Here is a 26,964-nt window from a genome sequence, read left to right on the forward strand (position 1 = left end):
GTGACGGCGCGCGGACGGCCTTACAACCGGCTGTGCAACTGCCCGCGCGGGGGACGGGATCCGGCGGTCAGCCGAAGAACACCCCGACCTCCTCGTACAGCTTGGGGTCGACGGTCTTCAGCTTGGCCGTGGCCTCCGCGATCGGCACCCGGACGATGTCGGTGCCGCGCAGCGCGACCATCTTGCCGAAGTCCCCGTCGCGGACGGCGTCGATGGCGTGCAGGCCGAATCGGGTGGCCAGCCAGCGGTCGAAGGCGCTGGGTGTGCCGCCGCGCTGGATGTGCCCGAGCACGGTGGTCCTGGCCTCCTTGCCGGTGCGCCTCTCCAGCTCCTTGGCCAGCCACTCGCCGACCCCGGAGAGCCGGACGTGCCCGAAGGAGTCCCGCGACTCGTCCTTGAGCACCATGTCGCCGTCCTTCGGCATGGCGCCCTCGGCGACGACCACGATCGGGGCGTACGACGCCTTGAAGCGGGAGGTGACCCAGGCGCACACCTGGTCGACGTCGAAGCGCTGCTCGGGGATGAGGATGACGTTGGCGCCGCCGGCGAGCCCGGAGTGCAGGGCGATCCAGCCGGTGTGCCGGCCCATCACCTCGCAGACCAGGATCCGCATGTGCGACTCGGCGGTGGTGTGCAGCCGGTCGATCGCCTCGGTGGCGATCCCGACCGCGGTGTCGAAGCCGAAGGTGTAGTCGGTGGCGGACAGGTCGTTGTCGATGGTCTTCGGTACACCGACGACGGGCACGCCGTACTCGTCGGTGAGGCGCGCGGCCACCCCCAGGGTGTCCTCGCCGCCGATCGCGATGAGGGCCTCGACCTCCTGCTTGGCGAGGTTGTCCTTGATCCGGCGGATGCCGTCCTCCTGCTTCAGCGGGTTGGTCCGCGAGGAGCCGAGGATGGTGCCGCCGCGGGGCAGGATGCCGCGCACGGCGGGGATGTCGAGGCGGACGGTGTCGCCCTCGAGGGGTCCGCGCCAGCCGTCCCGGAAGCCGACGAAGTCATAGCCGTACTCCTGCACGCCCTTGCGGACGATGCCCCGGATGACGGCGTTGAGCCCGGGGCAGTCGCCGCCTCCGGTCAGTACTCCGACCCGCATGGAAATGTCCCTTCGCCGCGGTTGCCTGGTGGGGCTCACGCTAGTGGTGATCCAGGTCACACAGGGATGGGCGCGGAAGGGCAATTCCGGTGAATTGTCGGGCGGTTGGTTTACGCGCCGCCCTGAAGATCACATCACTCGTCGTCCAGGCCGCGCTCTATCGCGTATCGGACCAGCTCCACCCGGTTGTGCAGCTGGAGCTTGCCGAGGGTGTTCTGGACGTGGTTCTGGACCGTGCGGTGGGAGATGACCAGGCGCTCGGCGATCTGCTTGTAGCTCAGGCCCTTGGCGACCAGTCGCAGCACCTCCGTCTCACGGTCGGTGAGCCGGGGCGCGTCGGGCCCGCCGGCGTCCGCGGCCGGCGCCGGATCGGAGGCCAGCCGGCGGTACTCGCCGAGCACCAGACCGGCGAGGCCGGGCGTGAACACCGGGTCGCCGACGGCGGTACGGCGGACCGCGTCCAGGAGTTCCTCGGTCGAGGCCGACTTCAGAAGGTAACCGGTCGCGCCGGACTTCACCGCCTCCAGGACGTCGGCGTGCTCCCCGCTCGCCGAGAGCACCAGCACGCGCAACGCCGGGTTGTGGCCCACGAGTTCCTTGCAGACCTGGACGCCGGGCCTGGCGGGCAGGTTGAGGTCCAGGACGAGGACGTCCGGCGCGGCGGCCTTGGCGCGGCGCACCGCCTGCTCGCCGTCCCCGGCGGTGGCGACCACCTCGAAACCGGCCTCGGTCAGGTCCCGGGCGACCGCGTCGCGCCACATGGGGTGGTCGTCGACCACCATGACCCTGATGCTCATCGCCGCTCCGCCTTCTCCAGGGAGACCTTCGGTACCTTCAGCTCTACTTCCGTGCCCTGCCCGGGAGTCGAGAACAGCTCGGCGCTGCCGCCGAGGTCGCGCAGCCGCCCCCGGATCGACTGGGCCACCCCGAGCCGCCCCTCCCCCTCGGCCTGGGCGAGCCGGCCCTCCGGGATGCCGGGGCCGTCGTCCCGTACGGTCACCACGATCTCGTCGGGCTCGTCCTCGACCAGGATCCAGGCCCGCGCCCCGGCCCCCGCGTGGCTGCGCACATTGTCCAGGGCGGCACCGACGGCGGCGGCGAGCTCACGTGCGGCAGCCGGCGGCAGCTCCACCGGCGCCCCGGGCTCGGCCAGGCTCACCCGCGCTCCGGCGTACGGCGCGAGCAGCGTGCGCAGGTCGACGGGACCGGAGTCGTCCGGCTCCTCGACCAGGCGTACGACCGCGCCCTCGGCCGCGTCCTCTGAGGCCCGGGAGGGCGGCACCAGGCCGCCGGAGACCAGGGTGCGCAGCGCCACCTGCTGCTCCCCCGCCAGCCGGCCCAGTTCGGCCGCCTCGCCGCCGAGGACCGCGCCGCGCCGCTGCACCATCGCCAGCACCTGGAGCACGCTGTCGTGGATGTCCCGGGCCAGCCGCTCCCGCTCCCGGGTCGCCGCCTCGATCTCCAGGGCGCGGGCGAGGGTGCGCTCTGAGGCGCGGGCCACCTCGACGACGTACCCGATGGCGATGGAGGCGACCCAGACCAGGATCACGTTGTGGACGGTGTCACGGGCCGGGTGGCCGCGCTCCACCAGGTTGGCGGCGGCGACCGGCGTGGAGGCGAACGCGGCCCAGCGCCAGCCGCCCTTGAGGGCGTAGGCGAGGACCGAGCCGGCGGTCCATATCGACGGCAGGGTCGGGCCGCCGCGGTCGATGTGGCCCTGGGTGACCACCCAGGGGGTCAGCACGATGCCGGTGAGCGCGACCGCGAGGTCGACGGCGAGGAAACGCTTGGTACAGGCCGCCGCGTTGTGGACGCGGGGCAGGGTCGCCAGGGTCCAGACGGTCAGGACGGCGTAGTAGGCGATAGCGACGCCCGAGCGGTCGTAGTCGTCGTAGGCGGAGGCGAACAGGCCGATCGCGTAGAGCAGGGTCAGTACACGGTAGCCGCTCAGCGCACGCCACAGGGGCTGCTCGACCGACATCCGTACGACGCGTTCCCGCTTGGTCATGTCCCCCCAGTCCCCCAGTCCCCCTTGCCGGTCTAGGACTCGACGGCCTTCTTCTCGGCCTTCGCCGCCTCCTTCTCGGCCTTGGCGGCCTCCGCGATCTGCCGCTTGGCGGCGGTCGCGTAGATGTCGACGTACTCCTGGCCGGAGAGCTTCATGATCTCGTACATGACCTCGTCGGTCACCGCGCGCAGCACGAACCGGTCGTGCTCCATGCCCTGGTAGCGGCTGAAGTCCAGCGGCTTGCCGATCCGGATGCCCGGGCGCATCAGCTTGGGCATCACCTGCCCCGGCGGCTGGATCTTCTCCGTGTCGATCATGGCGACCGGCACGACCGGGGCGCCGGTGGCGAGCGCCACGCGGGCGAGACCGCCGGGCTTGCCCCGGTAGAGGCGCCCGTCGGGGGAGCGGGTGCCCTCCGGGTAGATGCCGAACAACTCACCACGCTCCAGCACCTCTATGCCGCTCTGCACCGCCGCCTCGCCGGCGCCACGCGCACCGGAGCGGTCCACCGGCAACTGGCCGACGCCCTTGAAGAAGGCGGCCGTGAGGCGGCCCTTCACACCGGGGGTGGTGAAGTACTCGGCCTTCGCGATGAAGGTGACCTTGCGGTCCAGCACCGCGGGCAGGAAAAACGAGTCCGAGAAGGACAGGTGGTTACTCGCCAGGATGGCCGGGCCCTCGGCCGGGACGTTCTCCAGGCCCTCCACCCAAGGCCTGAAGGCGACCTTCAACGGTCCCCCGATGGCGACCTTCATCGCGCCGTACAACAACCGAGTGCCTCCTGTTTCCGTCGATGAGACCTTAACCCGGAGCGCCGGGAATGGCCCCGACGACCCTGGTCGGTGTCAGTGCCGTCGCGTACGGTGAAGCACATCCGAAGTCGTCGTTTCCGAAGTCGTCGTTTCTGAAGTCGTCGTTCGTGCCTCTCTCAGTTCCTGCCCCCTCTCATGAATTGGAGACCGAAGGTGCCGGTTCTCCCCGGAGCCGAGCCGTACCGCCATGACGGCGGGGAGGCCGGTGTCCTGCTCTGCCACGGTTTCACCGGCTCGCCCCAGTCGCTGCGCCCCTGGGCGGAGCACCACGCGGCACACGGCCTGACCGTTTCCGTGCCCCTGCTGCCCGGGCACGGCACCCGCTGGGAGAACATGCAGGTCACCGGCTGGCAGGACTGGTACGCGGAGGTGGACCGCGAACTGCGTCTGCTGCGCGAGCGCTGCGCACAGGTGTTCGTGGCGGGTCTGTCCATGGGCGGCACCCTGGCGTTGCGGCTGGCCGCCAAGAACGGGACGGGTGTGGACGGCGTGGTGATCGTCAACCCGGCGAACAGGGTGCACGGTCTGTCGGCGTACGCCCTTCCGGTGGCCCGGCACCTGGTGCGCACGACCAGGGGAATCGCCAGCGACATCGCCAAGCCGGGCGCGGCGGAGGTGGGGTACGACCGGGTGCCGCTTCATGCCGCGCACTCGCTGCGGAACTTCTTCCGCCGGGTGGACGGCGAGCTTCCGCAGGTGACCCAGCCGCTGCTGCTTCTGCGCAGCACCCAGGACCATGTGGTTCCGGCGGTCGATTCGGCCCGGATCCTGAGCCGGGTGTCGTCCACGGACGTAACGGAGGTAGTGCTGGAACAGAGTTACCACGTGGCGACGTTGGACCACGATGCGGACCGGATCTTCGAGGAGAGCCTCGCCTTCATCGGCCGGCTCGCACCCAGTGTCGGCAAGGAAGGGACGGCCGCAGTTGGCTGAGCACGACTCCGACCGCGAGGACCGCGAGCCGGACGAGAAGGGGGTGCCCTTCGACGAGGCCGCCGCCTGGGCGGCGATCGTCGCGGGGTACGGCGACGAGCCGCTGGACCCGCCGGGCGCGAAGCCCTACAAGCCGGTGGAGGACCTGGCGCTGCCGGCCATGGAAGAGGACACCGCCGCCGACGCGGGGGCGACCGAGGAGAAGCGGCCCGTGCAGCCCCTGGGCAGCTCCATCTCCTTCGCGCCCGGGGTGGGCCCACGGGACTACACGGCGCCGGAGCCGTCCGAGGACGACTTCGACGATGACGACGAGGGGCACTTCGTGCCGCCTGAGCCGCCGCCGCTGGGGGACGCCGACACCACGTCGAAGTTCGCCTGGCTGGGGGTGGTGGGCGGTCCGATCCTGCTGCTGCTCGCGGTGCTGCTCGGCTGGGACATGACCTGGTGGCTGGCGACGCTGGGGATCGGCGGGTTCCTCGGCGGGTTCGTCACGCTGGTGACACGGATGAAGACGGACGACGACGAGGACGACCCGGGGCGCGGTGCCGTGGTCTGAAGCCCTGCTAGGACGCCGGGATTCTGAGGGCGGCCAGGACCGGAAGGTGATCCGTGGCCGCCCTCACGTCTGCGCCGGTGACGCCGGGCTGGTCCTCCGGGACGCCGCAGCCGAGCACCTCGATGCCCTTCGTCGCGAAGATCGCGTCGATGCGCTGATGGGGGTCGGTGGACCAGGAGGTGAACTCGCCGCCCCAGGGCGAGGTGGTACGGCAGTCCTGGAGGGCGTCGGCCAGGCGGCGGAAGGTGCGGCCGTCGGGGCGGTCGTTGAGGTCGCCGCCGGCGATGGCGTGCTCCACGCCCATGCCGGCGAGCCGGTCGAGCAGCATGCCGCCCTGCTCGTAGCGCTCGTCCTGCTGGAGGCTGAGGTGGAAGCTGGTGACGCCGAGGCGGGCGCCGCCGAAGCGGACGACGGCGGTCGCGAAGCCGCGGCGGTGGAGGCCGGGCGTGAGGGGCAGGAGGACGTCCTCGGTGCGCTCCACGGTGGCCCGGAGGTCGCAGAGGATGGCCGGGCCGGCGGCGGTCGCTCCCCCGGTGAGGATCACCAGGTCTGAGGCGGCGGCCAGGCGGGCCAGCTTCTTGCGCCAGCGGAAGAACCGGGGCGCCTCCTGGATCAGGACCAGGTCGGGGGCGCAGGCCTTGATGACACGGGCCAGGGCCCGGGTGTCGTCCCGCATCGAGCGGATGTTGTAGCTGAGGACGCGGATGACGGCGGAACCGTCGGGCTCCGTGTGGGAGTTGGGGAGCGGCGCCATGTGGATCAATCTACGCCCACTGGGTGGGGGCGCGCGGCGGGTGGGCGACTGCCGGGTCGTCATGGCTGGTCGCGCCCGCGCGGCGGTAGCCGCATATCGACTACCGCCTCGCGCCCTGACAGCAGGTGGGACCGGTGAGAGGCGCTTACATGATCGGGTCGGGCTCTCGCGCCAGGTCCGCCGCGCCCACCAGGCCGGCCTCGTTGCCCAGCTGGGCCGCGATGACGTCTGCCACCGGGCGCCAGTTGCCGCCCACCAGCCAGCGCTTGTAGGACTTGCGGATCGGGTCGAGGACCAGTTCGCCCTCGTCCGAGAGGCCGCCCCCGACGATGAAGGCGGAGGGGTCGAAGAGGGAGGCCAGATCGGCGAGGCCCGCGCCGGCCCAGCGGGCGAGCTCGCGGTAGGAGTCGACGGCGACCGGGTCGCCCTGGCGGGCGGCCATGGAGATGTGCTTGCCCTCGATGCCGTCGGGGCTGCCGTCGCCGAGGCCGAGCAGGATCTCCGCGTTCTCCGGGGTGGCGTTGGCGCGCTGCTTGGCGTAGCGGACCAGGGCGCGGCCGGAGGCGTACTGCTCCCAGCAGCCCTGCGAGCCGCAGCCGCACAGCAGCCCGTCCGGGACCATGCGGATGTGACCGAACTCGGCGGCGACGCCGAAGTGCCCGCGGCGCAGCTTGTTGCCGATGATGATGCCGCCACCGAGGCCGGTGCCGAGCGTGATGCAGATGACGTTGCGGTGGCCCTTGCCGGCGCCGAACCTGTACTCGCCCCAGGCTGCGGCGTTGGCGTCGTTCTCCACGACCACGGGGAGGCCGACGCGGGCCTCGACCTTCTCCTTCAACGGCTCCTGGCGCCAGTCGATGTTGGGCGCGAAGTAGACCGTGGAGCGCTGCCGGTTCACATAGCCGGCGGCACCGATGCCCACGCCGACGATCTCGTGCCCGGCGCGCGCACCCTCTACGGCGGAAGCAATGGCGTCCACGATGCCCTCGGGCGTGCCCGGGGTCGGCACCTTGTGGGTCGAGAGGATGTTGCCTTCCTCATCGACCACGCCGGCCGCGATCTTGGTGCCGCCGATGTCGACGCCGATGGTGAGTCCCATGAATCCCTCAGTTTCGGTCGAGCCCCGCTACGGCCAACCGTACCCGAGGCCCTGCCCTCGGGTTCCCGTCGTCCGCCTGCAGGGACGGGCCCGGCGGCGTCTGGGACGACAACGCGGGGGCGCCGGGCAGGGGGCTGTCAGTCGAGATCGATGCGTTCGCCGGGGCCGGGGTCCTCGCCCTTGTCGTGGCCGCCTGAGGTCCAGCGGGTCTCCTGGGCCTGGACCGCGGAGCGGTAGGCGGCGAGGAGTTCGCTGCCGGCCGCGGCCAGGTGGTCGAAGACGTCCGGGTTGCGCTCTATGACGGGCTCGACGGCGTTCTTCGCCTGCTGTACGACCTGCCGGACCACCTGCTGGGCGGCGGGCCCGGCGACCGCCCCGAGGAGCGGGGTCTGGATGCCGGAGAGCTTGTTGGCGACGGCGTCGACGAGCTTGCGCAGTTCCTCGGCGGCCGACCCCGGGGGCTGGCCGTACTGGGCGCGGCGGCGGGCCTTCTCCGCCTCCAGGTCCTCGGCACAGGCCGTGGCCCAGGCGTCGGCGTCCGTCGCCCGTACCTCGTCCGGTGCCTCAAAGGCGTCAGCTGTGGGGCGCTCTTCGCTCATGACCGACTCCTGACTACGGTTCGCTCTTACGACGTTACCCGAACGGGCGTGCCGGATTCACCGTCAGCGCGGCCACAGATCCGGGTCCGGCGCGAAGCGCAGCCGCAGCTCGCCGTCGCGCAGCGCGGCCCCGGCGACGGTGCAGCGGCGCAGCGCCGACGGCAGTGCGACGATCCGGCGGAAGCCGCCGACGGTGATCACCACTTCGTCGCCGCGCCGGACGAGGTCGAGGCCGTCCCGTATCGCGCCGGGCAGCGGGATGTGCCAGACGAGGACGCCGTCCTCCTCGATCCGGTCGACGACGGGCCACTCGACCGGTGCGGGCGCGGTGTTGACGCCGGGCACGGCGAGCGCGGCGAGGTCCTCGGTGCCGCGCGGGTCGTGCCCGAGGTGGGGGACGGCGGTGACGTCGAACGTCTCCGCCCAGTCGGCGAGGGCCTTGCGCTGCTGGGCGACGAGACCGTGCAGGGGCGTGGCCTCGGGCAGCGCCTGGTTGGCGACCAGGGCCTCGGTGCCCAGGCCGCGCAGAGCGAGGCCGAGGCGAGTGCTACGGACGGCGTCCGCACCGGCCGGGCCGGGTTCGGCGACCAGGCGTACGGAGGTGTGGCGGTCGGCGAATACGGCCTCCACGGCGGCCAGCTCGACGTCCCAGCGGGCGGCCGTCTCGTAGAGCCAGTCCGCGGGCATGGGGACGCCGGCGAGCCGGCCGAGGACGGGGCGCAGGGCGCGGGCCGCCTGCCGCTCGGGCGGGAGGAGGCGGCGCAGATAGCGGCGCAGCTTCTCGGGGAGGGCCAGCAGGTCCAGGGCCTGCGGGGCGGGCGGGAGGTCCACGACGAGCAGCTCGTAGCGCTCGGAGAGGGCGGCGTCGCGCAGGGCGCGCAGACAGGACAGCTCCTCGGCGCCGGGGAGGGGGGTGAGTTCCTCGGCGTCCAGGCGGGAGGCGCCCAGGAGGTCGAGGACGTTCGCGGCGCGGGTCTGGAAGGCGGTGAGGTCCTCGCGGAACCGGGCGGCCGCGTCGGGGCGCCAGGCGGTGAGGGTGGGGATGACGCGGGTCGGCGCCGGTCCTGTCGCCGTGCCCAGGGCCGCGCCGAGGGTGTCCGTGCGGTCGGCGCTGAGCACGAGGGTCGGGGTGCCCTCGCCTGCGGCGCGCAGAGCGGTGGCCGCGGCGACGGTCGTACGGCCGCTGCCGCCGGGTCCGGTGATCAGGATGGTGCGCATGGGGGTGAACCGTAACCGAAGCGGGTCTCGCCTGACGGTGCCCGGCGCTGGGGCCGGCCGCGGGGGCGTCGCTTACCGGCGTTTGGCAGGGTGCCGCTGCGCCCACCCGTGCCGCGCCAGCGGCACGCCGGCCCGCTGCTGCGAGCCCCCTTCGAGAAGGCGAACGGGCGGGTGGGTGGGCGGGCGAACTAGTGGTCCGACTCCACCCGCTTCTTCAGCCCAGCCAGTGCCCGGTCGATGATGACCTTCTCCGCCTTGCGCTTGATCATCCCGAGCATCGGGATCTTCACGTCCACCGTCAGTGAGTAGGTGACCTCGGTCGCCCCGGCCCCCGCCGGCTTCAGCAGGTACGAGCCGTCCAGCGACCGCAGCATCTGCGACTTCACCAGCGTCCAGGACACCTCGTTGTCAGCGGTCCAGGTGTAGCCGAGGGTCTGGTCGTCCTTGATCGCACCGGCGTCCATCACCAGACGGACCTGCTCGGCCCGGCCTCGCGCGTCGGTCTTCAGCACCTCCGCCTCCTTCACCTCACCGGTCCAGTCCGGATAGCGGGCGAAGTCGGCGATCACCGCCATGACGTCGGCCGGGGCCGCCTCGATCGTGATGCTCGAGCTGGTGTGTTCCGCCATCGCCGTGGCTCCTCCAGATGCGGGCCGGTGAGACCGGTACAAGGGGTCGCCGTGCGCGAGCGTGCGCACGCGTGTGCAGCGTGAAGGCTACCGCGCGTCCGACCAGCCGACCTCACCCCCGTCCGGGGCCGTCGTCACCATTCCAGCGCCCAGGGCCGGCCGGTACCGGCGAAGTGCCCGACGTTCACGCACTCGGTGGCCCCGATCCGCATCCGCTTCACCAGCGGCTGGTGGACATGTCCGAAGAGCGAATAACGCGGCCTGGTGCGCCGGATGGCGTCGAGGAGTGCCAGGCTGCCCCGTTCGAAACGGCGCGCCACCGTGTCGTACACCAACTCCGGCACCTCCGGCGGGATGTGCGTGCACAGCACGTCGACCTCGCCGAGCGCCTCGATCTTCGCCGCGTACTCCTCGTCGGAGATCTCGTAGGGCGTGCGCATCGCGGTCCGCAGGCCGCCGCCCACGAAGCCGAAGACCCGGCCCCCGATCTCCACCCGCTCCCCGTCGAGGATCGTGGTGCCCGGTCCCGCGTACTCCGGCCAGAGCGGCGGCATGTCGACATTGCCGTAGGTCGCGTACGTCGGTGCCGGGAACGCCGCGAACATCTCGGCGTACTGCTTGCGCACCGCCTTCTCGATGGCGGTCGCCCGGTCCATGCCGATCCCGCCCCACAGCCGGGCCCCCAGCTCCCGCGCCTCCTCGAAGCGGCGGGCGGTGCGGAGTTCTACGAGACGGTCGGCGTTCTCGACGCCGAACAGGTCGGGGAAGATGCCGCGGGAGTGGTCGGCGTAGTCGAGGAAGAGGACCAGGTCGCCGAGGCAGATCAGGGCGTCGGCGCCGTCGCCGGCCCTGGCCAGGTCACGGACGTTGCCGTGCACGTCGCTGACCACGTGGACGCGGGTCCTTCGGTTGCCGGAGGGTGTGGCTGCCATGGTGATCAAGCGTAGGCCTGTGCGGCAAACGTGAACAGGCGATGGCCGGGCCTGCGGTTACTGGTCAGTCACTAAAGGCGTGGACTACCGTACGCGAAGGAACACCAACCTGTGTGACGCACCGAACATCTCGCCGGGACCCCCTGTCGAAGAAGCCATACCGGCGGGTAACGTCCGGGCAGTCCAGTCGTGCTCAGGAATTCAACCAACGGATCATGTGGCCCGTGGCGAAGCCCTGAGTACCTGCCCGAGCCTTGGACCGCACCGTCGCATCGCACAACGTCGTGGCGCCGGCGCCCTATGAGGAGCAGCAGTCTTGCGCGAGTTCAGCCTTCCGGCTTTGTACGAGGTCCCCGCGGACGGCAATCTGACCGACATCGTCCGCAGAAACGCCGCGCAGCATCCGGATGTCGCCGTCATGGCCCGCAAGGTCGGCGGTGCCTGGCAGGACGTGACCGCCACCGCCTTCCTGACCGAGGTGCACGCGGCTGCCAAGGGTCTCATCGCCTCCGGCATCCAGCCGGGCGACCGGGTCGGCCTGATGTCCCGCACCCGCTACGAGTGGACGCTCCTCGACTTCGCGATCTGGTGCGCCGGCGCGGTCACCGTGCCGGTGTACGAGACCAGCTCGCCGGAGCAGGTGCAGTGGATCCTCAGCGACTCCGGCGCGACCGCCTGCATCGTCGAACTCGACAACCACGTGGCCGCCGTCGAGTCGGTGCGCGAGACGCTGCCGGCCCTCAAGCAGGTCTGGCAGATCGAGGCCGGCGGCCTGGAGGAACTGGGCCGGCTCGGCCAGGGCGTCACGGACGCGACCGTCGAGGAGCGCAGCTCGCAGGCGAAGGCGGACGACCCGGCGACCATCGTCTACACCTCGGGCACGACGGGCCGTCCCAAGGGGTGCGTGCTCACCCACCGCAACTTCTTCGCCGAGTGCGGCAACATCGTGGAGCGCCTGCGCCCGCTGTTCCGCACCGGCGAGTGCAGTGTGCTGCTCTTCCTCCCGCTCGCGCACGTCTTCGGCCGCCTCGTCCAGATCGCCCCGATGATGGCGCCGATCAAGCTGGGCTGCGTCCCGGACATCAAGAACCTCACCGACGAACTGGCCGCGTTCCGGCCGACGCTGGTCCTCGGCGTCCCGCGGGTCTTCGAGAAGGTCTACAACTCGGCGCGGGCCAAGGCGCAGGCGGACGGCAAGGGCAGGATCTTCGACAAGGCCGCGGACACCGCGATCACGTACAGCAAGGCGCTGGACACGCCGTCGGGAGCATCCCTCGGCCTGAAGATCAAACACAGGACGTTCGACAAACTCGTCTACAGCAAGCTGCGCGCGGTGCTCGGTGGCAAGGGCGAGTACGCCATTTCCGGCGGCGCCCCGCTTGGCGAGCGCCTGGGTCACTTCTTCCGCGGCATCGGCTTCACGGTCCTGGAGGGCTACGGCCTCACCGAGTCCTGTGCGGCGACCGCGTTCAACCCCTGGGACCGGCAGAAGATCGGCACGGTCGGTCAGCCGCTGCCCGGCTCGGTGATCCGTATCGCGGACGACGGCGAGGTGCTGCTGCACGGCGAGCACCTGTTCAAGGGCTACTGGAACAACGAGGCCGCGACCGCCGAGGCGCTGGCCGACGGCTGGTTCCACACCGGCGACATCGGCACCCTGGACGAGGACGGCTACCTCAGGATCACCGGCCGCAAGAAGGAGATCATCGTCACCGCGGGTGGCAAGAACGTCGCCCCGGCCGTGATCGAGGACCGTATCCGCGCGCACGCCCTGGTCGCGGAGTGCATGGTGGTGGGCGACGGGCGGCCGTTCGTGGGTGCGCTGGTCACCATCGACGAGGAGTTCCTGGGCCGCTGGGCGGCCGACCAGGGCAAGCCGGCGGGTGCCACCGCGGCGTCGCTGCGTGACGACCCGGATCTGATCGCGGCGATCCAGGCCGCTGTCGACGACGGCAACGCCGCGGTGTCGAAGGCGGAATCGGTGCGGAAGTTCCGCATTCTGTCCTCCCAGTTCTCGGAGGAGTCGGGCCACCTGACGCCGTCACTGAAGCTCAAGCGCAATGTGGTGGCGAAGGACTACTCGGACGAGATCGAGGCCATCTACCAGAAGTAGAGCGGCACTTGACTCACATGTCCGCTCACATGTGCCCTCACATGTCCTCGGCGAGAACCCGTTCCATCGTCCGCTCGGCGAGCGCGGTGATGGTCACGAACGGGTTCACGCCGATGTTCCCGGGCACGAGCGAGCCGTCCGTGACGTACAGCTTCGAATAGCCCTTGACCCGCCCGAAGTCGTCGGTCGCCTTGCCCAGCACACAGCCGCCCAGCGGGTGGTAGCAGAAGTCGTCCGCGAACACCTTGCCGGCCGAGCCGAACAGGTCGTACCGGTAGATCGTGGCGTTGGCCAGGTTGATCCGGTCGAACAGTTTCTTGGCCATGGCGACCGAGACCGCGCTCTGGGCGGCGGTCCAGCCCAGCTTCACCCCGTCGCTCGCGGAGTCGTAGGTGAAGGACGCCCGTTGCGGGTTCCTGGTGATCGCCAGGTACAGGCTGACCCAGGTCTCGAACCCGATGGGCAGCGGGGCGATCTCCGCGAAGACCGGGTTGTCGGTGTTGGCCCAGTCGTCGATGCCCATCACCGGCATGGTCGCCTGGTTGGCGCCGGTGGTGTCCCAGATGTGGTTGGCGCGCCCGAGCATGGTGTTGCCGTTGGTGCTCCACCCGGCGCCGACACTGGAGTTGAGCGCGGGCAGCGCCCCGGTGTCCCGCGCCCGCACGAGCAGTTCGCTGGTCCCGAGGCTCCCGCCACCGAGGAACAGGTAGGTACAGCTGTACTGCTTGCTCTCGACGACGGCCCCGGTCACGTCGATCCGGTCGACGCCGAGCAGCCAGCTCCCGTCGCTCGCCCGGCTGACGGACCTCACCTTCTCCATGGTGTGGATGGTGAGGTTGCCGGTGCCGAGGGCGGCGGCGAGATAGGTCTTGTCGAGGCTCTTCTTGCCGTAGTTGTTGCCGTAGATGACCTCCTGGGCGAGCGCGGACCTGGTGGCGGTGCCGGCGGCTTCCTTCTGCATGTACCCGAAGTCGTAGACGTTGGGTACGAAGGTGGTCCTGAGGCCGGTGTTGGCGGCGGCCTTTCTGGAGGTCCGGGTGAACTGGTACCACTCGGTCGACTCGAACCAGGTGGCGTCGACGGTGTTGACCCCGAGCATGGAACGGGCGCGCGGGTAGTACGTGTCGTACATCGCGCTCGCGTCCACGGTCGGGAACTGCTCGGCGAAGTACGACTGGACCGGGGTCACCGCCATCCCCCCGTTGACCAGCGATCCTCCACCCACACCACGGCCGACGTACACGGACATGTTGTCGTAGTGCACCCGGTCCAGGACGCCGGGATAGGGGGTGATGTCCTTGTTGACGACGTCCAGCCAGAGGAAGCTGGCGAGCGGCGCCTCCGTGCGGGACCTGAACCACATGGACCTCTTGTCCGGAGCCGCGGTGGAGCAGAAGACCCTGCCGTCGGAGCCGGCCGTGTTCCACAGCTGCCCCATCTCGATCATCAGGGTCCGCACCCCGGCCTGCCCGAGCCGGAGCGCGGCCACGGCCCCGCCGTACCCGGAACCGACCACGATCGCGGGCGCGTTGTCGACGGCGGCCGCCTCCTCGGCGGCCTGCGCCGACTGGAGCCCGACACGGGTGAGACCGGCCGCTGCGGCGGTCTGGAGGGCGATCATGCCCAGGATGTGACGTCTCGTCAGCTGATGCTGCATCAGTTTTGCTGTCATGCGCGAAGCATGTGCGGATTTTCCGGTTCCGCCTAGAGCCGCGGCAGAGTCGACCCGGTCCCTTGAAGCAGACTTTTCCCCGGGTGGCGGCTCACAACAACGTCTTGAGCTTCTCCGCAAGCAGGTCCCATCGCCACCGCTCCTCGACCCACAGCCGCCCCCGCTCCCCCATCCGCCGCCGCAGCCCCGCATCCCCCAGCAGCACGACGATCCGCTCGGCGGCCTCCTCCACCGACCCACCCCGCACCACCCACCCGGTCTCCCCGTCGAGCACCGCGTCCGGCGCCCCGCCGGAGTCCCCCGCCACCACCGGCAGCCCGGTGGCCGAGGCCTCCAGGTACACGATCCCCAGCCCCTCCACATCCAGCCCGCCCCGCCGTGTCCGGCAGGGCATCGCGAACACGTCACCCGCGCCGAAGTGGGCCGGCAGCTCGGCCCACGGCACAGCCCCCGTGAACCGCACCGACGCCTCGACCCCCGTCTCCCGCGCCAGCCGCCGCAGCTCCTTCTCGTACGGCCCGCCGCCCACGATCAGCAGCACCGCGTCCGGCTGGGCGGCCAGGATCAGCGGCATCGCGAGGATCAGCGTGTCCTGCCCCTTCCGTGGCACCAGCCGCGACACGCACACGACCACCGGCCGGTCGCTCAGCCCCAGCCGCGCCCGCACCTCGGCACCCCCGGACCCGGGGTGGAACGTCTTCTCGTCCACCCCCGGAGGCAGCTGCACCATCCGCCCGGCCGCGGCCGGACCGAGCGCCGTCGCGATCCGCGAGCGCGTGTACTCGCCGAGGTAGGTGAGCGTGTCGGTCGCCTCGCCGATCCGGCCGAGCAGCTGCCGGGCGGCGGGCAGCTGGGCCCAGCCGGCCTCGTGCCCGTGGGTGGTGGCGACCAGCCGCTCCGCCCCGGCCCTGCGCAGCGCGGGTGCCATCAGCCCGAGCGGCGCCGCCGCCCCGAACCACACGGACGTGCACCCGTGCTCCCGGAGCAGCCCGACCGCCGTCCGGGTCGCCCCGGGCGTGGGCAGCAGCATCGTCGTACGATCGCGTACGACGGTGAAGGGCTGCTCCGCGTCGAAAGCGGCGGTGGCCTCGACACCCTCCCGGCTCCGCTTCCACGTGGACGCGTAGACGACGAGCCGCTCCGGGTCCAGCCGCACGGCCATGTTGTGCAGAAAGGCCTGGATGCCGCCCGGCCGGGGCGGGAAGTCATTCGTCACGATGAGGGTCTTGTGCATCGCGGCCGACCTTACCCGCACGATGTGTTCGGCCGTGCTTCATGGCCCCCGCACAGGCCGGCGGGAGATCATGTGGCGCACTCCAAGGCAGGGCGAAGGACAGGGGCTCAGGTGGACAGGACGGGCGAGAGGCGTGCCCTGGTGTTGTTGCTGGTCGTCTGGGGTGCCACCCGGCTGTTGCTGCTGCTGTCCGTGCTGAAGGTGTTCGTGTTCCCGGGCGCGGACGTCACGACCGACGTGTCCGTGATCTACCAGGGGTGGTACGAGGTCCTCCGGCACGGAACGTTTCCCCTGGACGACGTCACCTGGCAGTACCCGCCCGCGGCCGCCCTGGCGATCCTCGCCCCCGGCCTCCTGCCCTTCCTGGACTACCCGACCGCCTTCTTCGTGCTGGCCTTCCTGGCCGACCTGGTGGTGCTGTCCCTCCTCCTCTACACGGGCCTGCGCCCCGGCCGCACCCTGCGCGGCGCCTGGGCCTGGGTACTCGGCGTCCCGCTCCTCGGCCCGACCGTCTACTCCCGCTACGACCTGATGGTCACCGCGGTCGCCGTCGCCGCGCTGCTCGCCGGGGCCCGGCACCCCCGGCTGATGGGCGCGCTGGCCGGCTTCGGCGCGATGGTCAAGGTATGGCCGGCGCTGCTGCTGGTGGGTGCCGTACGGCGACGGGCCTGGGCGTCGGCGGCGGTCACGGCGGGCGTGGTCGGGGCGCTGTTCGCGGTGGCCATGCCCGGCGCGTTCGCCTTCCTGACCTTCCAGCGGGACCGGGGCACCGAGGTGGAGTCCCTTGGCGCACTGGTCCTCCATGTCGCCCGGCACTACGGCTGGCAGGGCGAGGTGCTGCTGAACTACGGCTCGATCGAGTTCCTGGGCCCGCAGGTGAAGGCGGTCAGCGCGGCGGCCCTGGGGCTGACCGCCTGCGCCTTCGGCTGGCTGCTGCTGTGGCGGCTGTGCGCGGCCCGCTTCCGGTCCCACACGCTCGCGGACGCCGCCTTCACCGCCGTCCTGATGTTCACGGTCACCAGCCGGGTGATCAGCCCGCAGTACATGGTGTGGCTGGTGGGCCTGGCCGCCGTCTGTCTCTGTTTCCGGGCCGGCCGGATGACTCTGCCGGCGGTGCTGGTCCTGCTGGCGACCTTCGTGACGGTCCTGGAGTTCCCGGTCGGTTTCTCGCACGTCGTGGTGAGCGACTGGTACGGCATCACCCTGCTGGCCCTGCGCAACGTCCTGCTGGTCGCGGCGACGGTCACGGCGGCCCGGCAGCTGTGGCGCTCCACGGTGACCAAGGCCCCGACCGCTCCCCTGCCCTTTCGGGCCGCCCGCGCGAAGGAGACCTCGGTCCCCTCCTGAGCCCGGGCCGGCAACAGCCAGGTCCGTTTCAACACCGTTCTGGCCTTTCTGCGTCATCTCGGCGACCCGACGGCACAGGCGGCCGTACTGCGCCGCAGGCTGGACTTCCTGGAGACCCCGTCGAGCTTCTTCCACCGGGACGGCGAGCCAGTGCGGGCCGAGGAGAGCGGGGATCTCTTCCAGGAAGGCATGCTGCGGGTGGCGCGGGCGACGGGGAAGGCCGAGCGGGCCTGGCTGAAGGAGGCGATCGAGCGGCCGGCTCAGTCGCCGAGCTGAGCCGTCAGATAGTCCCGCCAGCGCGCGGTGAAGTCCGGCAGGGTCGTGCCGAGTTCCTTCCGCAGCGCGTCCTCGACCGCGCCCGTACGGCCCTGGTGGGCGCCGACGGCCCGGTAGAAGGCGCCGAGCCTCTCCTCGCCCCAGTGGGCGGCGATCATCCGGCAGGCCAGCCAGCCGCCCTCGTAGGCCTCGGCCAGCTTGGTGGGATCGTCGGTGAAGCCGAAGTCCTTGTCCACCGGGAGGTCCTCGGGAATGTCGCCGGCCTGGACGGCGCGGGCCAGTTCCGGTGCGGCCTCGGTGGGCGTACGGCCGGTGTCGAGATAGCCGATCCAGTCGGCGTACCCCTCGGAGAGCCAGAGCGGGGTGGCGGCCGAGGTGTGGGTGCGGGTGGCGACATGGGTCGTCTCGTGGGTGAGGACCACCTTTTTGCCGACCGGGCCGAGCTCGGCGTACGCCTCCGGGTTGAGGATGACCCGGTCCGCCGGCGCCTGACCGGCGCCGCCCACCTCGCCGGTGGTGACGGCGGCGATGCCCCGGTAGTTGGAGGCCGGGGCACCCAGCAGGGCCGCCATGCCGTTCAGCGACCTGGGTACGAGCAGGACCACCCGCCGGGTCCAGTCCGTGCCCCAGGCCTTCGAGACCTCCGGGACGGCGGTGTCGGCGAGGCCGGCGTAGTCCCGCAGGGTGTCTTTGGGCCGGCCGACCCCGAGAACCAGGCTGTGTGCGCCCTTGACGGCCGTCACCGTGCCCTGGTCCCAGAGCTGCTGCCCGGCCTTCTTCGCGGGTTGGTCGGCGGCGACGTACCAGTGGCCGTCGGCGGTGCGGCTGAGGGTCAGGGTGCGGTCGGTGGTGACCGGGGCCCTGTCGTAGCCCTGGATGCGGTAGCGGAGCTGGGCGTCGGCGGTGGCCTCGGCGCCGTCGGGGTGCAGGGCGGTCAGCCGGTAGCTCCAGTCCGCGAGGGGTACGGCCCGCAGGTTCGTGTACGAGTTCCGGGTGCCGGTCTCGGCGTAGGCGCCCTCGTCATGGCCGAGGACGGCGGCCGCCCGCCGGTCCAGGACCTGCTGCACCTCGGCCATCGCCGAGCCGGTCGGCGCCTGTCCGCCGCCGCAGCCCGTCAGCGGCAGGAGCAGCAGACACAGCCCCACCGCTCCCGAGCGCCACGCCCGTCTGCCACCAGCCACTTTCAGATCGTACGGGTCGGGGCCCGAAAGTCAGGGCCGGGTGACGGAGGAGATGGGCATCATCCCGACCGGGTCGTAGCGGACCGGGGCGCCCGGGTAGGGGGCGTGGATGACCTGTCCGTTGCCGACGTACATCCCCACATGGCTGGCGTCGGAGCGGTAGACGACCAGGTCACCGGGGCGCGCCTGGGAGAGTGGGACCTGGTGGCCGGCGTAGCGCTGCTCCTGCGAGGTGCGCGGCAGATGGATCCCGGCGTGCGCGTACGACCACTGCATCAGGCCCGAGCAGTCGAAGCCGGTGGGGCCGCTGGCGCCCCACACGTACGGCTTGCCGAGGGCGGCGCGGGCGGCGGCCACCGCGGCGGCGGCGCGGCCGTCGGGGGCGGCGACGCCGGAGATGTCGGGCAGGTCGGCGCGGTCGTCGCCCCGGGAGGCGTGCTCGAAGGCGGCGCGGTCGGCGGCAGGCATCGCGTTGAGCAGTCGCCGGGCCCTGGCGAGCTTCTCTTCCACGGTGGCCTTGTGGGAGGCGACCGCCTTGCGGCTGCGCTCCAGCTCGGCGAGGTCGCCGGCGGCCTCGGCGCGCTCCTGGGCGAGTTCACGCATCGCCGCCTGGAGATCCTTGAGCTGCCCGGCCTGGCGGACGTCGATGCGGTCGAGGAGGGACGCCCGGTCGAGGTAGTCCTCGGGGTCGTCGGAGAACAGCAGGGCGACGGTGGGGTCGATACCGCCGGAGCGGTACTGGGCGCCTGCGAGCGATCCGAGCGCCTCCCGCATGACGTTGATGCGCTGCTGCTGGCGGGCGATGCGGTCCTGGGAGTCGTTGACCGCGCGGCGCAGCGCACCGGCCCGCTCGTCGGCCTTGTTGTAGGCCTCGGTCGCCTCCTCGGCCTGCCGGTACAGCCGGTCCACCTCGGCGCGGGTGTTCCCCTGCGGGGCCGCGCTCGCGGGTACGGCGCCGAGCCCGGCTGCCGCGGCCGACAGCACACAGAGGGCGGCACCGGCGCCCCGGTTGAACCCGGACGATGCGAGACGGCGATGAGACCCCACAGGAAACCGCGCTCCTTCCGTTTGTCGGACGCCGACGGTCTCCCCGGGTACACGGGAAAACGCGCCGGACTTTGACGCCCTCCCCCGCCCGAGGGCAGGGGATTCCGGTCCGCACCGCACAGCGCGGCGCCACCACGGGTTCCTGTTTCAAGGCCGCCGCCAACCCGTGTGGGCTGGTCCTACGCGGCCTCCGCAGGCGTGACTTCCCGCCCGTCCGGCGGTAGGTCCGACAACTCTGTCGCCGAACGCGGCGATGCTAGCCATACGACCGGTCCACGGCCAAAGACCTCTGCGGGCCCACAACACGACGCCCCGCCGCTGACGCAGGTCACCGGCGGGGCGTGGAGTCATCTTCGGTTGTCGTGATTCGCCCGTTCGGGCGTCACCTTGTGTTGATCTTGGGCCGTACGGGTGTCGTCGTAACCCGGTGGGGTCAGATCCGGACGCCGAACTCGAACGTCATGTTGCCGATCGACTCGTAGCGCACCACAGCACCGGTGTGCGGGGCGTGCAGCACCTGGCCGTTGCCCGCGTAGAGGCCGACGTGGTGGTAGTCGCCGTAGAAGATGACCAGGTCGCCGACCTTGAGGTCGCTCTCGCTGTAGATGCGGGTGCCGGCGTTGGCCTGCGCCTCGGAGGTGCGCGGGATGGTGACGCCGGCCTGGGCGTAGGCCCAGGAGGTCAGGCCCGAGCAGTCGAAGGAGGACGGTCCGGAGGCGCCGTATACGTACGGCGAGCCGATCACGGACTGGGCGGCGGAGAAGGCGGCGGCGGCCCGGCCGGAGGCGGAGCCGGTGTTGCCGAGGTTCACGCGGGAGGAGGCGCGGCTGGCGGCCTGGGCCTGCTCCGCGTCCAGGGCGGCCTTCTCCTTGGCCGTCAGGGTGTTGAGGAGCTTCTGCGCGTCGGCGAGCTTGGACTGGACGGCGCTCTTCTGCTTGGCCAGCTCGGTGCGGGTGGCGGAGAGGTTCTTGAGCTTGTCCGCGGCCTCTGCCCGCTCCTGGGCCAGTTCGCGCTGTTTGTCCTGAATCTTCTTCAGGGCCTCGACCTGCTGGCTGCTCAACTGGTCGAGCGTGGACGCCTTGTCGAGGTAGTCGTCCGGGTTGGACGAGAGGAAGAGCTGGACGGAGGGGTCTATGCCGCCGGAGCGGTACTGCGCGGTGGCCAGCGAACCGAGGCTGTCGCGCAGCTTGTTGAGGTCCTCCTGACCACGGGCCACATTGTCCTGGATCGTGGAGATTTCCTTCTGCAGCTTCTGCTGCTTCTCCTTGGCGCCGTCCAGCTTCTCGGTGGCCTGCTCGGCCTCCTGGTAGAGCTTGTCGACCTTTGCCTTGACCTCGTCCTTGCTCAGCTTCTCGCTGGGCGCCGCGTTGGCGGCGTTGGCGCTGAGGACGACAGCAGCGGCGGCTGCGGTGGTCAGCACGGTCACGCGCGCGCGACTCGGCTGCTTGGGTCGACGATGGGACGCCACGGAGACGGGCTCCTTCGTTTGAGTGATCACCCGTATGGAGGTTCGAGGCCTGACCCTAGTGACCTCCCTGTGATCAGTTCAAACCCAACAGCGAAAAAACTGGTCACGCAACGCACTCTTTGCACATAACTCACGTGCCGTGATGCTCGATTGACGCTACGTTGCGTGACGGTTCGGTCAATTCGGGCATTACATATGTCCGTTGAACCTTCAGGACAGTCGCTTCAGAAGCATCGCAGAAGCCACCGGACGGGCACCCGCCTTCGCGACCCCGTCGGCGACCTCACGGTCGGTCGAGGCGACGATCACCGGACGGCCCGGCGGCTCGGCACGCACCAGCTGGCGGATCAGCTCGTCCGCGGTGACACCGGGCTTGGAGAAGAGGACCCTGACCCCGCGCGGCGGGGCCAGCAGCACCGGCGCGGCCAGTTCGGCGCCGTCGAAGACACAGGTGACCTCGGCGCCGGTCTGCGCGGCGAGCTGGGAGAGCTGGCCGAGCAGCCGCAGCCGCTGCTTCTCCAGCGGCATCTGCGGATAGCCGGTCTTGGTCACGTTGTAGCCGTCGACGACCAAGTGCGCCTGAGGCAGGGCGAGTAGCTGATTGAGAATGGCCGGATCGTTCTCGGAAAGTGCTCGGGCCGCGATGTCCTTCGGGGTCATTCGTCCCGGTTCGACCGCATCCACGGTCTCGGCGGGCCGCACCGACACCGGCGGCAAAGCCAGTTCACGGCGCAGTCCCTGGGTCGCGTCCAGGACGGTGTCGAGCAGCAGCCGTACCCGCATGTCCTCGACACTGCGTCCCTCGCGGGCGGCGCGGCGGCTGGCCTCCAGGGCGGCCTCGACCTCGCCGAGCCGGGCCTTGAGCCGCCGGCCCTCGCTCTCGGCGGCGGACACCTGGACCTGCCCCTCGGTGCGCACCGCCTCCATCTCGCCCTGCAGCTTGCGCAGCGCGGCCTCGCCGCGCTTGACGTCACTGAGGGCGGCGCGCAGCTTGCGGTGCAGCGACTCCGCTTCCTTCTTCGCCGCGTCCAGCTCGACGCGCAGCCGCTCCGTCTCGGACCGGGTCAGCTCCCGGGCCCGGTCCAGCTCCTCGCGCAGCCGCTCCAGCTCGGCCCGGCTCTCCTCGTCGGCGCGCTCGGCATCGGCCCGCTGGGCCTCCTCACCGGCCGCCGTCACCAGCTTCACCCAGCCCGCGGGGCGCAGTACATAGGCCGCGGCCGCCACATCGAGCGGGTCCGCGGCCGGGGGCGGAGCGCCGGAGTCGAGCGCGCCGGCGAGTTGCGGCTGGGCCTCTCTGAGTTTCTCCCCGATCCGCTGCCGGAAGAGGGTGTCCGTCTCCAGCGCGGTCGCCATGGCGTTGCCGGCGAACTTGGCCCGCCGATTCGGGGCGAAACGAGCGTACTGTCTCAGCTGGGCGGGCAGTTCGGCGACGGTCAGCCCGCCGAAGCCGTCCGACACGATCTGTACGACACGCCGTCGCACGCCGTCGGGCAGCGGACGGTCAAGCACCTCAGCGGTGCCGTCGACCGGCCCCCCGCCTGTGGTCTCCACCATCCGTCACACCCCATCACCTGTGCGGGGCCGCCTCCCGGTCTCAGGAGTCGGCGCCCGGCCTGTCCACGAGTTCCACCTGGTCCACCGCGTTGCACCAGCGGCAGCGCACCGACTCGATGGTCTCACTGACCACCTCGCGCTCCTCGACCTTGGGCTCACCGGCCAGGTCGAGATGCACGTACTCCACGACCTTCGACGAGCGGGTCACGTCGAAGCGCGTGAGGTTGCCGCAGAGGGTGCAGCGCCACCGCGTCGTGGTGGTCGGCAGGGGAACCGTCATAGTGACTGTTCGCTTCCTTCTAGTGTCCGTGACGCGCCGTCCCGACGCGTGTGGCTCGTTACCCTACGGCCTGGCGAGTACTCGACGCCGCCCCCTCGGCGGCGGCGAGGCGATCTGCACCAGTGCATCCCGTTACGCCATGCTCTATGTCCATGATCGGCAACCGGAACACGACGGCCGCCCGGACCCTGCGGAGCCTGAGGGGCACGTCGGCGCCCATGACGTACACCCTGATCGCCGTCTGCTGCCTGATCTTCGTGCTCGGCCCGGCGTCCGGCTTCACCCCTTCCTACGGCACCGGGGACGCCCTGGCGGCCGCGCAGCGCGCGTACTTCCGGCGCTGGGGGGTCGTCCCCGCCGACCTGTTCGACGGTCCGGCCCGGGAGGCGCTCACCCCGGCCACGGCGCTGTTCATCCACGGCAGCTGGGTGCACCTGCTCGGCAACATGCTGTTCCTCTTCGTCTTCGGGGCGATGACCGAGGAGCGGATGGGCCGCCTGGAGTTCACTCTCTTCTACGTCGGCTGCGGCTATCTCGCACTGCTCGGCTACGCGGCCGCCAACGCCACGTCCCAGCAGTCGCTGGTGGGGGCGTCCGGGGCGATCTCGGCGGTCCTCGGGGCGTTCCTGTACCTGTTCCCCAGCGCCCGCGTGACCAGTCTTCTGCCTTTCCTCTTCTTCCTTCCGCTCCGGTTCCCGGCCTGGGTGGTGCTCCCCTTCTGGGCGGCCCTGCAGTGGCTGGCCCTGAAGCAGGCCCCCTCCGGCCCCGGCGTGGCCTACCTCGCCCACCTGGTCGGCTTCGGGCTCGGCCTCGGCTACGCGTGGGTGCGGTACGGCCGTGGGACTAAAGTGAAACCCGCCCCAGCTCCGGCACCCGAGGGAGAGAACCAGCCGTGATCACCGCGATCGTCCTCATCAAGACCAGCGTGGACCGGATCCCCGAGATCGCGGAACAGATCGCCGCGCTGGACAGCGTCAGCGAGGTCTTCTCCGTCACCGGTACGTATGACTTGATCGCCATGGTCCGGGTGCGGGAGCACGAGGACCTGGCCGAGGTGATCCCGGGGCGGATCAGCAAGATCCAGGGCGTGGAGGGGACGGACACGCACGTAGCGTTCCGTACCTATTCGCAGCACGACCTCGAGGCCGCGTTCGCGATCGGCCTGGACAGCTGAGAAACGTCGGCTGAGGTGCCCCGTAAGGGGCGCGGGGAACTGCGCGCTCGGCCGGGACGGACCCGCAGTGGACCACGACGCTTCGTGCCCGGCTGCGGGCCGGTGGGGGCCGATCGCGCCCACGCGGCGGTAGGCGCAAACTGACACAGCCCCGCGCCCCCTGGGACGTTGCCCCTGAGGTCGGTCCGAATCACACCGCCGGGACGCAGCGGCCTTCCTCCGTGCGGTACGTCCACTTGGCACCGTCGGCGACCAGTTCCTTCACGGCGCTGACGAACCGCTCCACGTGCTCGTCCGGCGTGCCCGCGCCGAAGCTCACCCGGATAGCGTTCAGGGACTTCTCGCCCGGTGCCGCCTCCGGCGCCCCGCACTCGCCCTGGGTCTGGGCGTCGGAGCCCAGCAGGGTCCTGACCAGGGGGTGGGCGCAGAAGAGGCCGTCGCGGACGCCGATGCCGTACTCGGCGGAGAGGGCCGCGGCGAAGTGGGAGCTGTTCCAGCCCTCCACGACGAAGGAGATCACACCGACGCGCGGGGCGTCGTCGCCGAAGAGGGAGAGGACACGGACCTCGGGCACCTCGGCCAGACCCGTCCGCACCTTCTCGATCAGGTGCCGCTCGCGGGCCACCAGCGTGTCGAAGCCGGCCTCGGTCAGCGCCTTGCAGGCGGCGGCGATCGAGTAGGCACCGATCACGTTGGGCGACCCGGCCTCATGGCGGGCGGCGCTCTCGTGCCACTCCACGGCCACTCCCCCGTCCTCGCGCCGGGTGACCTTGCGGCTGGCGCCGCCGCCCGCGAGGTACGGCTCGGCCGCCCGGAGCCAGTCGGCGCGGCCGGCGAGGACGCCGGAGCCGAAGGGGGCGTACAGCTTGTGGCCCGAGAAGGCGATCCAGTCGACGTCCAGGTCGCGGACGCTCACCGGGTGGTGCGGGGCCAGCTGGGCCGCGTCCAGGACGATCCGGGCGCCGTGCGCGTGGGCCGCCGCGGCCAGCTCCCGTACCGGCCACAGTTCGCCGGTGACGTTCGAGGCGCCGGTGACACAGACCAGGGCCGGCCCGTGGGGGTCACGGTCGGCGAGGGCCGTCTCCAGGGTCTCGACGGCCTGGCGCGGGGTGCGCGGGGCATCGAGGTAGGTGACCCGGGTGTCCTGCCAGGGCAGCAGGCTCGCGTGGTGCTCGGTCTCGAAGACGAAGACCTGGCAGTCGGCGGGGAGGGAGCGGGCCAGCAGGTTCAGGGAGTCCGTGGTCGAGCGGGTGAAGATCAGCTGGTCGTCAGGGCGGCAGTCGAGGAACTCGGCGACCGTCCTGCGGGCGTTCTCGAAGAGGTCCGTGGAGAGCTGGGAGAGGTAGCCGGCGCCTCGGTGGACGCTGCCGTAGTAGGGCGCGTAGGCGGCCACGTCGTCCCAGACCCGCTGGAGGGCGGGGGCGCTGGCCGCGTAGTCGAGGGCGGCGTAGGTGACCTCGCCGCCGGTGACGAGGGGGACGGTGACATCCCGGCCCAGAACGGGCAGCGGGGCACAAATGGACTGGGTGGAGACGGCGGTGGAGACGGACATGGCGGAACTCCCGTGAGAGGAAGGAAGAAAGAGAAGGTGGGTGTGCGGAGGCGGGGCTCGACGCCCTAGCGCATTCGCTTGCTCACGGGAGACTCCCTCGACGACCAGGATCCCTGGGGTCCGAGGGATCCGCGCTTGCCGTAGACCTCGCTGCCTACGGCCTGGTCTTCACCCGGGGCACCCCGCCACGGACGGAGGGTTGCCGGACAGTCGGCCGGGGCCTCATGACTGTCACTCATGACCTGGCAAAAAACCTAGATGAAGTGATCGCCGACGCGCAACTTCTGTCCGGATGACGGGACGAAGGCGCGCGTCGGCGCCGCTTTTTCCTTCCGTTCGGCCTCTACTGGCCGCCCGGCGCCCACTTACTTGTTCGTCGCCGCCGCCCAGCGCTCCAGCACCCGCTTGGCCGCGCCCGAGTCGATCGACTCCGCCGCCTTGTCCATGCCGGCGCGGATCTGCTCGGCCAGCGTGGTGGTGCCCGGGTCCAGGGCCACCAGCGCCGCCGCCGAGTTCAGCAGGACCGCGTCACGGACGGGGCCCGTCTCGCCGCCCAGGAGCCGGCGGGCGACCTCCGCGTTGTACGACGGGTCACCGCCGCGCAGCGCCTCCACCGGGACCAGCTCGATGCCGACGTCCCTCGGGTCGAAGCTCTCCTCGGTGACCTTGCCGTCCCGGACGATCCAGACGTGGGACGTGGAGGTGGTGGTCAGTTCGTCGAGGCCGTCGTCGCCGCGGAAGACCAGGGAGGAGTTGCCGCGTTCGGCGAAGACGCCCGCGACGACCGGTGCCATACGGGGGTCCGCGACACCGACCGCCTGCGCCCGCACCCGCGCGGGGTTGGTCAGCGGGCCGAGGATGTTGAACACCGTGCGGATGCCCAGCTGGCCGCGGGCCGCGCCCGCATGGCGCAGTGCCGGGTGGAACTTGACGGCGAAGCAGAAGGTGATGCCGGCCTCCTCGGCGACCTCGGCGACCCGCTGCGGGGTCAGGTCGAGGTTGACGCCGAGCTTCTCCAGCACGTCCGAGGCACCGGACGCGGAGGACGCGGCCCGGTTGCCGTGCTTGACGACCTTCGCCCCGGTGCCGGCCACCACCAGCGCGGACATCGTGGAGATGTTCACCGTCCTGGCGCCGTCGCCGCCGGTGCCGACGATGTCGACCGTGCGGCCGGGCACCTCGATGACGTTGGCGTGCTGGTACATCGTGCGGACGAGGCCGTTGATCTCGTCGACCGTCTCGCCCTTCGCCCGCAGCGCCACGACGAACCCGGCGATCTGGGCGTCGGTGGCCTGGCCGCGCATGATCTGGTCCATCGCCCAGGCCGTCGCGTCGGCGCTCTGGTCCTGGCCGTACAGCAGCGCGTTCAGTACCCCGGGCCAGGAACGGCCCGCCGCGGTGTCGCCTCCAGCGGGGGTCACAGCGCTCAT

General features: G+C 71.1%; 25 protein-coding genes, 1 pseudogene and 1 riboswitch. Of the genes and pseudogenes, 7 read left to right on the plus strand and 19 right to left on the minus strand.

Annotated features, from left to right (window positions below):
- Nucleotides 1-67 precede the first annotated feature (67 nt).
- From ACZ7OO_RS08035 to ACZ7OO_RS08050, 4 genes are all read right to left on the minus strand, one after another.
- Nucleotides 68-1,096: a 6-phosphofructokinase gene (locus ACZ7OO_RS08035; protein WP_471502664.1), complete on the minus strand. Its 1,029-nt coding sequence runs from the start codon at nucleotides 1,094-1,096 to the stop codon at nucleotides 68-70.
- Between the two features lie 134 nt (nucleotides 1,097-1,230).
- A complete protein-coding gene (locus ACZ7OO_RS08040) occupies nucleotides 1,231-1,893 on the minus strand; it encodes a response regulator (RefSeq protein WP_471502666.1) in 663 nt (220 codons plus the stop codon).
- Complete coding sequence (gene macS / locus ACZ7OO_RS08045) at nucleotides 1,890-3,104, minus strand: MacS family sensor histidine kinase (protein WP_471502668.1); 1,215 nt, start codon at nucleotides 3,102-3,104, stop codon at nucleotides 1,890-1,892. The genes ACZ7OO_RS08040 and macS overlap by 4 nt, the downstream gene beginning before the upstream one ends.
- A 32-nt stretch (nucleotides 3,105-3,136) precedes the next feature.
- Nucleotides 3,137-3,871, minus strand: a complete 735-nt coding sequence (locus tag ACZ7OO_RS08050) for a lysophospholipid acyltransferase family protein (RefSeq protein WP_471502670.1) — start codon at nucleotides 3,869-3,871, stop codon at nucleotides 3,137-3,139.
- Between the two features lie 198 nt (nucleotides 3,872-4,069).
- Here ACZ7OO_RS08050 and ACZ7OO_RS08055 point away from each other — a divergent pair, with 198 nt between their 5' ends.
- Complete coding sequence (locus tag ACZ7OO_RS08055) at nucleotides 4,070-4,849, plus strand: alpha/beta hydrolase (RefSeq protein ID WP_352223422.1); 780 nt, start codon at nucleotides 4,070-4,072, stop codon at nucleotides 4,847-4,849.
- Nucleotides 4,842-5,405, plus strand: coding sequence for a hypothetical protein (locus ACZ7OO_RS08060; protein WP_471502673.1), 564 nt, complete (start codon nucleotides 4,842-4,844; stop codon nucleotides 5,403-5,405). The genes ACZ7OO_RS08055 and ACZ7OO_RS08060 overlap by 8 nt, the downstream gene beginning before the upstream one ends.
- Before the next feature lie 7 nt (nucleotides 5,406-5,412).
- On the opposite strand, the gene ACZ7OO_RS08065 is transcribed toward ACZ7OO_RS08060, so the two are convergent.
- The 6 genes from ACZ7OO_RS08065 to ACZ7OO_RS08090 all read right to left on the minus strand — a co-directional run bounded on the left by ACZ7OO_RS08065 (nucleotide 5,413) and on the right by ACZ7OO_RS08090 (nucleotide 10,636).
- Nucleotides 5,413-6,159 (minus strand): endonuclease/exonuclease/phosphatase family protein, encoded by a 747-nt coding sequence (locus ACZ7OO_RS08065; protein ID WP_471502675.1) that lies wholly within the window; start codon nucleotides 6,157-6,159, stop codon nucleotides 5,413-5,415.
- A gap of 145 nt (nucleotides 6,160-6,304) precedes the next feature.
- Entirely contained in the window at nucleotides 6,305-7,258 is a 954-nt protein-coding gene (locus ACZ7OO_RS08070; RefSeq protein WP_352223418.1) for an ROK family glucokinase, read from the minus strand.
- 137 nt (nucleotides 7,259-7,395) lie between these two features.
- Nucleotides 7,396-7,857, minus strand: a complete 462-nt coding sequence (locus ACZ7OO_RS08075) for a DUF5304 domain-containing protein (protein WP_471502677.1) — start codon at nucleotides 7,855-7,857, stop codon at nucleotides 7,396-7,398.
- A 63-nt stretch (nucleotides 7,858-7,920) separates the two neighbouring features.
- Nucleotides 7,921-9,075: an ArsA family ATPase gene (locus ACZ7OO_RS08080; RefSeq protein ID WP_471502679.1), complete on the minus strand. Its 1,155-nt coding sequence runs from the start codon at nucleotides 9,073-9,075 to the stop codon at nucleotides 7,921-7,923.
- 188 nt (nucleotides 9,076-9,263) lie between these two features.
- A complete protein-coding gene (locus tag ACZ7OO_RS08085) occupies nucleotides 9,264-9,704 on the minus strand; it encodes an SRPBCC family protein (protein ID WP_471502681.1) in 441 nt (146 codons plus the stop codon).
- Nucleotides 9,705-9,838: 134 nt separating this feature from the next.
- On the minus strand, nucleotides 9,839-10,636 hold the full coding sequence (locus ACZ7OO_RS08090; protein ID WP_471502683.1) for a metallophosphoesterase family protein: 798 nt from the start codon (nucleotides 10,634-10,636) through the stop codon (nucleotides 9,839-9,841).
- Between the two features lie 316 nt (nucleotides 10,637-10,952).
- Here ACZ7OO_RS08090 and ACZ7OO_RS08095 point away from each other — a divergent pair, with 316 nt between their 5' ends.
- Nucleotides 10,953-12,749, plus strand: a complete 1,797-nt coding sequence (locus ACZ7OO_RS08095; protein WP_471502685.1) for an AMP-dependent synthetase/ligase — start codon at nucleotides 10,953-10,955, stop codon at nucleotides 12,747-12,749.
- A 37-nt stretch (nucleotides 12,750-12,786) separates the two neighbouring features.
- Here ACZ7OO_RS08095 and ACZ7OO_RS08100 read toward each other — a convergent pair whose 3' ends face one another.
- The gene (locus ACZ7OO_RS08100) at nucleotides 12,787-14,421 is read right to left on the minus strand and encodes a GMC oxidoreductase (RefSeq protein WP_471502687.1); all 1,635 of its coding nucleotides are present in this window, start codon (nucleotides 14,419-14,421) and stop codon (nucleotides 12,787-12,789) included.
- A gap of 91 nt (nucleotides 14,422-14,512) precedes the next feature.
- Nucleotides 14,513-15,655 (minus strand): glycosyltransferase family 4 protein, encoded by a 1,143-nt coding sequence (locus ACZ7OO_RS08105; protein WP_471502689.1) that lies wholly within the window; start codon nucleotides 15,653-15,655, stop codon nucleotides 14,513-14,515.
- 111 nt (nucleotides 15,656-15,766) lie between these two features.
- Here ACZ7OO_RS08105 and ACZ7OO_RS08110 point away from each other — a divergent pair, with 111 nt between their 5' ends.
- Both ACZ7OO_RS08110 and ACZ7OO_RS08115 read left to right on the plus strand, forming a co-directional pair.
- Entirely contained in the window at nucleotides 15,767-17,002 is a 1,236-nt protein-coding gene (locus tag ACZ7OO_RS08110) for a glycosyltransferase 87 family protein (protein ID WP_471502691.1), read from the plus strand.
- Between the two features lie 21 nt (nucleotides 17,003-17,023).
- Nucleotides 17,024-17,278 (plus strand): annotated as a pseudogene (locus ACZ7OO_RS08115) (PadR family transcriptional regulator); the annotation flags it as partial.
- Here the strand turns inward: ACZ7OO_RS08115 and ACZ7OO_RS08120 are convergent.
- The 5 genes from ACZ7OO_RS08120 to ACZ7OO_RS08140 form a co-directional block, all read right to left on the minus strand.
- On the minus strand, nucleotides 17,263-18,459 hold the full coding sequence (locus ACZ7OO_RS08120; RefSeq protein WP_471502693.1) for a hypothetical protein: 1,197 nt from the start codon (nucleotides 18,457-18,459) through the stop codon (nucleotides 17,263-17,265). The pseudogene ACZ7OO_RS08115 and the gene ACZ7OO_RS08120 overlap by 16 nt on opposite strands.
- 30 nt (nucleotides 18,460-18,489) lie before the next feature.
- Nucleotides 18,490-19,506 carry a C40 family peptidase gene (locus ACZ7OO_RS08125; RefSeq protein ID WP_471502695.1) on the minus strand — a complete coding sequence of 339 codons (1,017 nt, stop codon included), beginning with the start codon at nucleotides 19,504-19,506 and terminating at the stop codon, nucleotides 18,490-18,492.
- A 433-nt stretch (nucleotides 19,507-19,939) separates the two neighbouring features.
- On the minus strand, nucleotides 19,940-20,974 hold the full coding sequence (locus ACZ7OO_RS08130; RefSeq protein WP_471502697.1) for a C40 family peptidase: 1,035 nt from the start codon (nucleotides 20,972-20,974) through the stop codon (nucleotides 19,940-19,942).
- Nucleotides 20,975-21,184: 210 nt separating this feature from the next.
- Entirely contained in the window at nucleotides 21,185-22,528 is a 1,344-nt protein-coding gene (locus ACZ7OO_RS08135) for an NYN domain-containing protein (protein ID WP_471502699.1), read from the minus strand.
- 40 nt (nucleotides 22,529-22,568) lie between these two features.
- Entirely contained in the window at nucleotides 22,569-22,808 is a 240-nt protein-coding gene (locus ACZ7OO_RS08140; protein ID WP_352223406.1) for a hypothetical protein, read from the minus strand.
- 152 nt (nucleotides 22,809-22,960) lie between these two features.
- Between ACZ7OO_RS08140 and ACZ7OO_RS08145 the strand changes: the two genes are divergently transcribed.
- The gene (locus ACZ7OO_RS08145; RefSeq protein ID WP_471502701.1) at nucleotides 22,961-23,704 is read left to right on the plus strand and encodes a rhomboid family intramembrane serine protease; all 744 of its coding nucleotides are present in this window, start codon (nucleotides 22,961-22,963) and stop codon (nucleotides 23,702-23,704) included.
- Nucleotides 23,701-23,982: an Lrp/AsnC family transcriptional regulator gene (locus ACZ7OO_RS08150; protein ID WP_024882613.1), complete on the plus strand. Its 282-nt coding sequence runs from the start codon at nucleotides 23,701-23,703 to the stop codon at nucleotides 23,980-23,982. The genes ACZ7OO_RS08145 and ACZ7OO_RS08150 overlap by 4 nt, the downstream gene beginning before the upstream one ends.
- A gap of 190 nt (nucleotides 23,983-24,172) precedes the next feature.
- On the opposite strand, the gene ACZ7OO_RS08155 is transcribed toward ACZ7OO_RS08150, so the two are convergent.
- Both ACZ7OO_RS08155 and trpD read right to left on the minus strand, forming a co-directional pair.
- Complete coding sequence (locus ACZ7OO_RS08155; RefSeq protein WP_471502703.1) at nucleotides 24,173-25,534, minus strand: aminotransferase class V-fold PLP-dependent enzyme; 1,362 nt, start codon at nucleotides 25,532-25,534, stop codon at nucleotides 24,173-24,175.
- 126 nt (nucleotides 25,535-25,660) lie between these two features.
- Nucleotides 25,661-25,777, minus strand: a riboswitch (SAM riboswitch).
- A 122-nt stretch (nucleotides 25,778-25,899) separates the two neighbouring features.
- Complete coding sequence (gene trpD, locus ACZ7OO_RS08160; protein ID WP_471502705.1) at nucleotides 25,900-26,964, minus strand: anthranilate phosphoribosyltransferase; 1,065 nt, start codon at nucleotides 26,962-26,964, stop codon at nucleotides 25,900-25,902.

Source organism: Streptomyces sp. NPDC111744 (assembly GCF_055634995.1).

Bases quoted from the DNA above. Each gene is read 5' to 3' on its own strand.
- ACZ7OO_RS08035 (WP_471502664.1), bottom strand. From the start codon at position 1,096: ATGCGGGTCGGAGTACTGACCGGAGGCGGCGACTGCCCCGGGCTCAAC.
- ACZ7OO_RS08040 (WP_471502666.1), bottom strand. From the start codon at position 1,893: ATGAGCATCAGGGTCATGGTGGTCGACGACCACCCCATGTGGCGCGAC.
- macS (WP_471502668.1), bottom strand. From the start codon at position 3,104: ATGACCAAGCGGGAACGCGTCGTACGGATGTCGGTCGAGCAGCCCCTG.
- ACZ7OO_RS08065 (WP_471502675.1), bottom strand. From the start codon at position 6,159: ATGGCGCCGCTCCCCAACTCCCACACGGAGCCCGACGGTTCCGCCGTC.
- ACZ7OO_RS08070 (WP_352223418.1), bottom strand. From the start codon at position 7,258: ATGGGACTCACCATCGGCGTCGACATCGGCGGCACCAAGATCGCGGCC.
- ACZ7OO_RS08075 (WP_471502677.1), bottom strand. From the start codon at position 7,857: ATGAGCGAAGAGCGCCCCACAGCTGACGCCTTTGAGGCACCGGACGAG.
- ACZ7OO_RS08080 (WP_471502679.1), bottom strand. From the start codon at position 9,075: ATGCGCACCATCCTGATCACCGGACCCGGCGGCAGCGGCCGTACGACC.
- ACZ7OO_RS08085 (WP_471502681.1), bottom strand. From the start codon at position 9,704: ATGGCGGAACACACCAGCTCGAGCATCACGATCGAGGCGGCCCCGGCC.
- ACZ7OO_RS08090 (WP_471502683.1), bottom strand. From the start codon at position 10,636: ATGGCAGCCACACCCTCCGGCAACCGAAGGACCCGCGTCCACGTGGTC.
- ACZ7OO_RS08100 (WP_471502687.1), bottom strand. From the start codon at position 14,421: ATGACAGCAAAACTGATGCAGCATCAGCTGACGAGACGTCACATCCTG.
- ACZ7OO_RS08105 (WP_471502689.1), bottom strand. From the start codon at position 15,655: ATGCACAAGACCCTCATCGTGACGAATGACTTCCCGCCCCGGCCGGGC.
- ACZ7OO_RS08135 (WP_471502699.1), bottom strand. From the start codon at position 22,528: ATGGTGGAGACCACAGGCGGGGGGCCGGTCGACGGCACCGCTGAGGTG.
- ACZ7OO_RS08140 (WP_352223406.1), bottom strand. From the start codon at position 22,808: ATGACGGTTCCCCTGCCGACCACCACGACGCGGTGGCGCTGCACCCTC.
- ACZ7OO_RS08145 (WP_471502701.1), top strand. From the start codon at position 22,961: ATGATCGGCAACCGGAACACGACGGCCGCCCGGACCCTGCGGAGCCTG.
- ACZ7OO_RS08155 (WP_471502703.1), bottom strand. From the start codon at position 25,534: ATGTCCGTCTCCACCGCCGTCTCCACCCAGTCCATTTGTGCCCCGCTG.
- trpD (WP_471502705.1), bottom strand. From the start codon at position 26,964: ATGAGCGCTGTGACCCCCGCTGGAGGCGACACCGCGGCGGGCCGTTCC.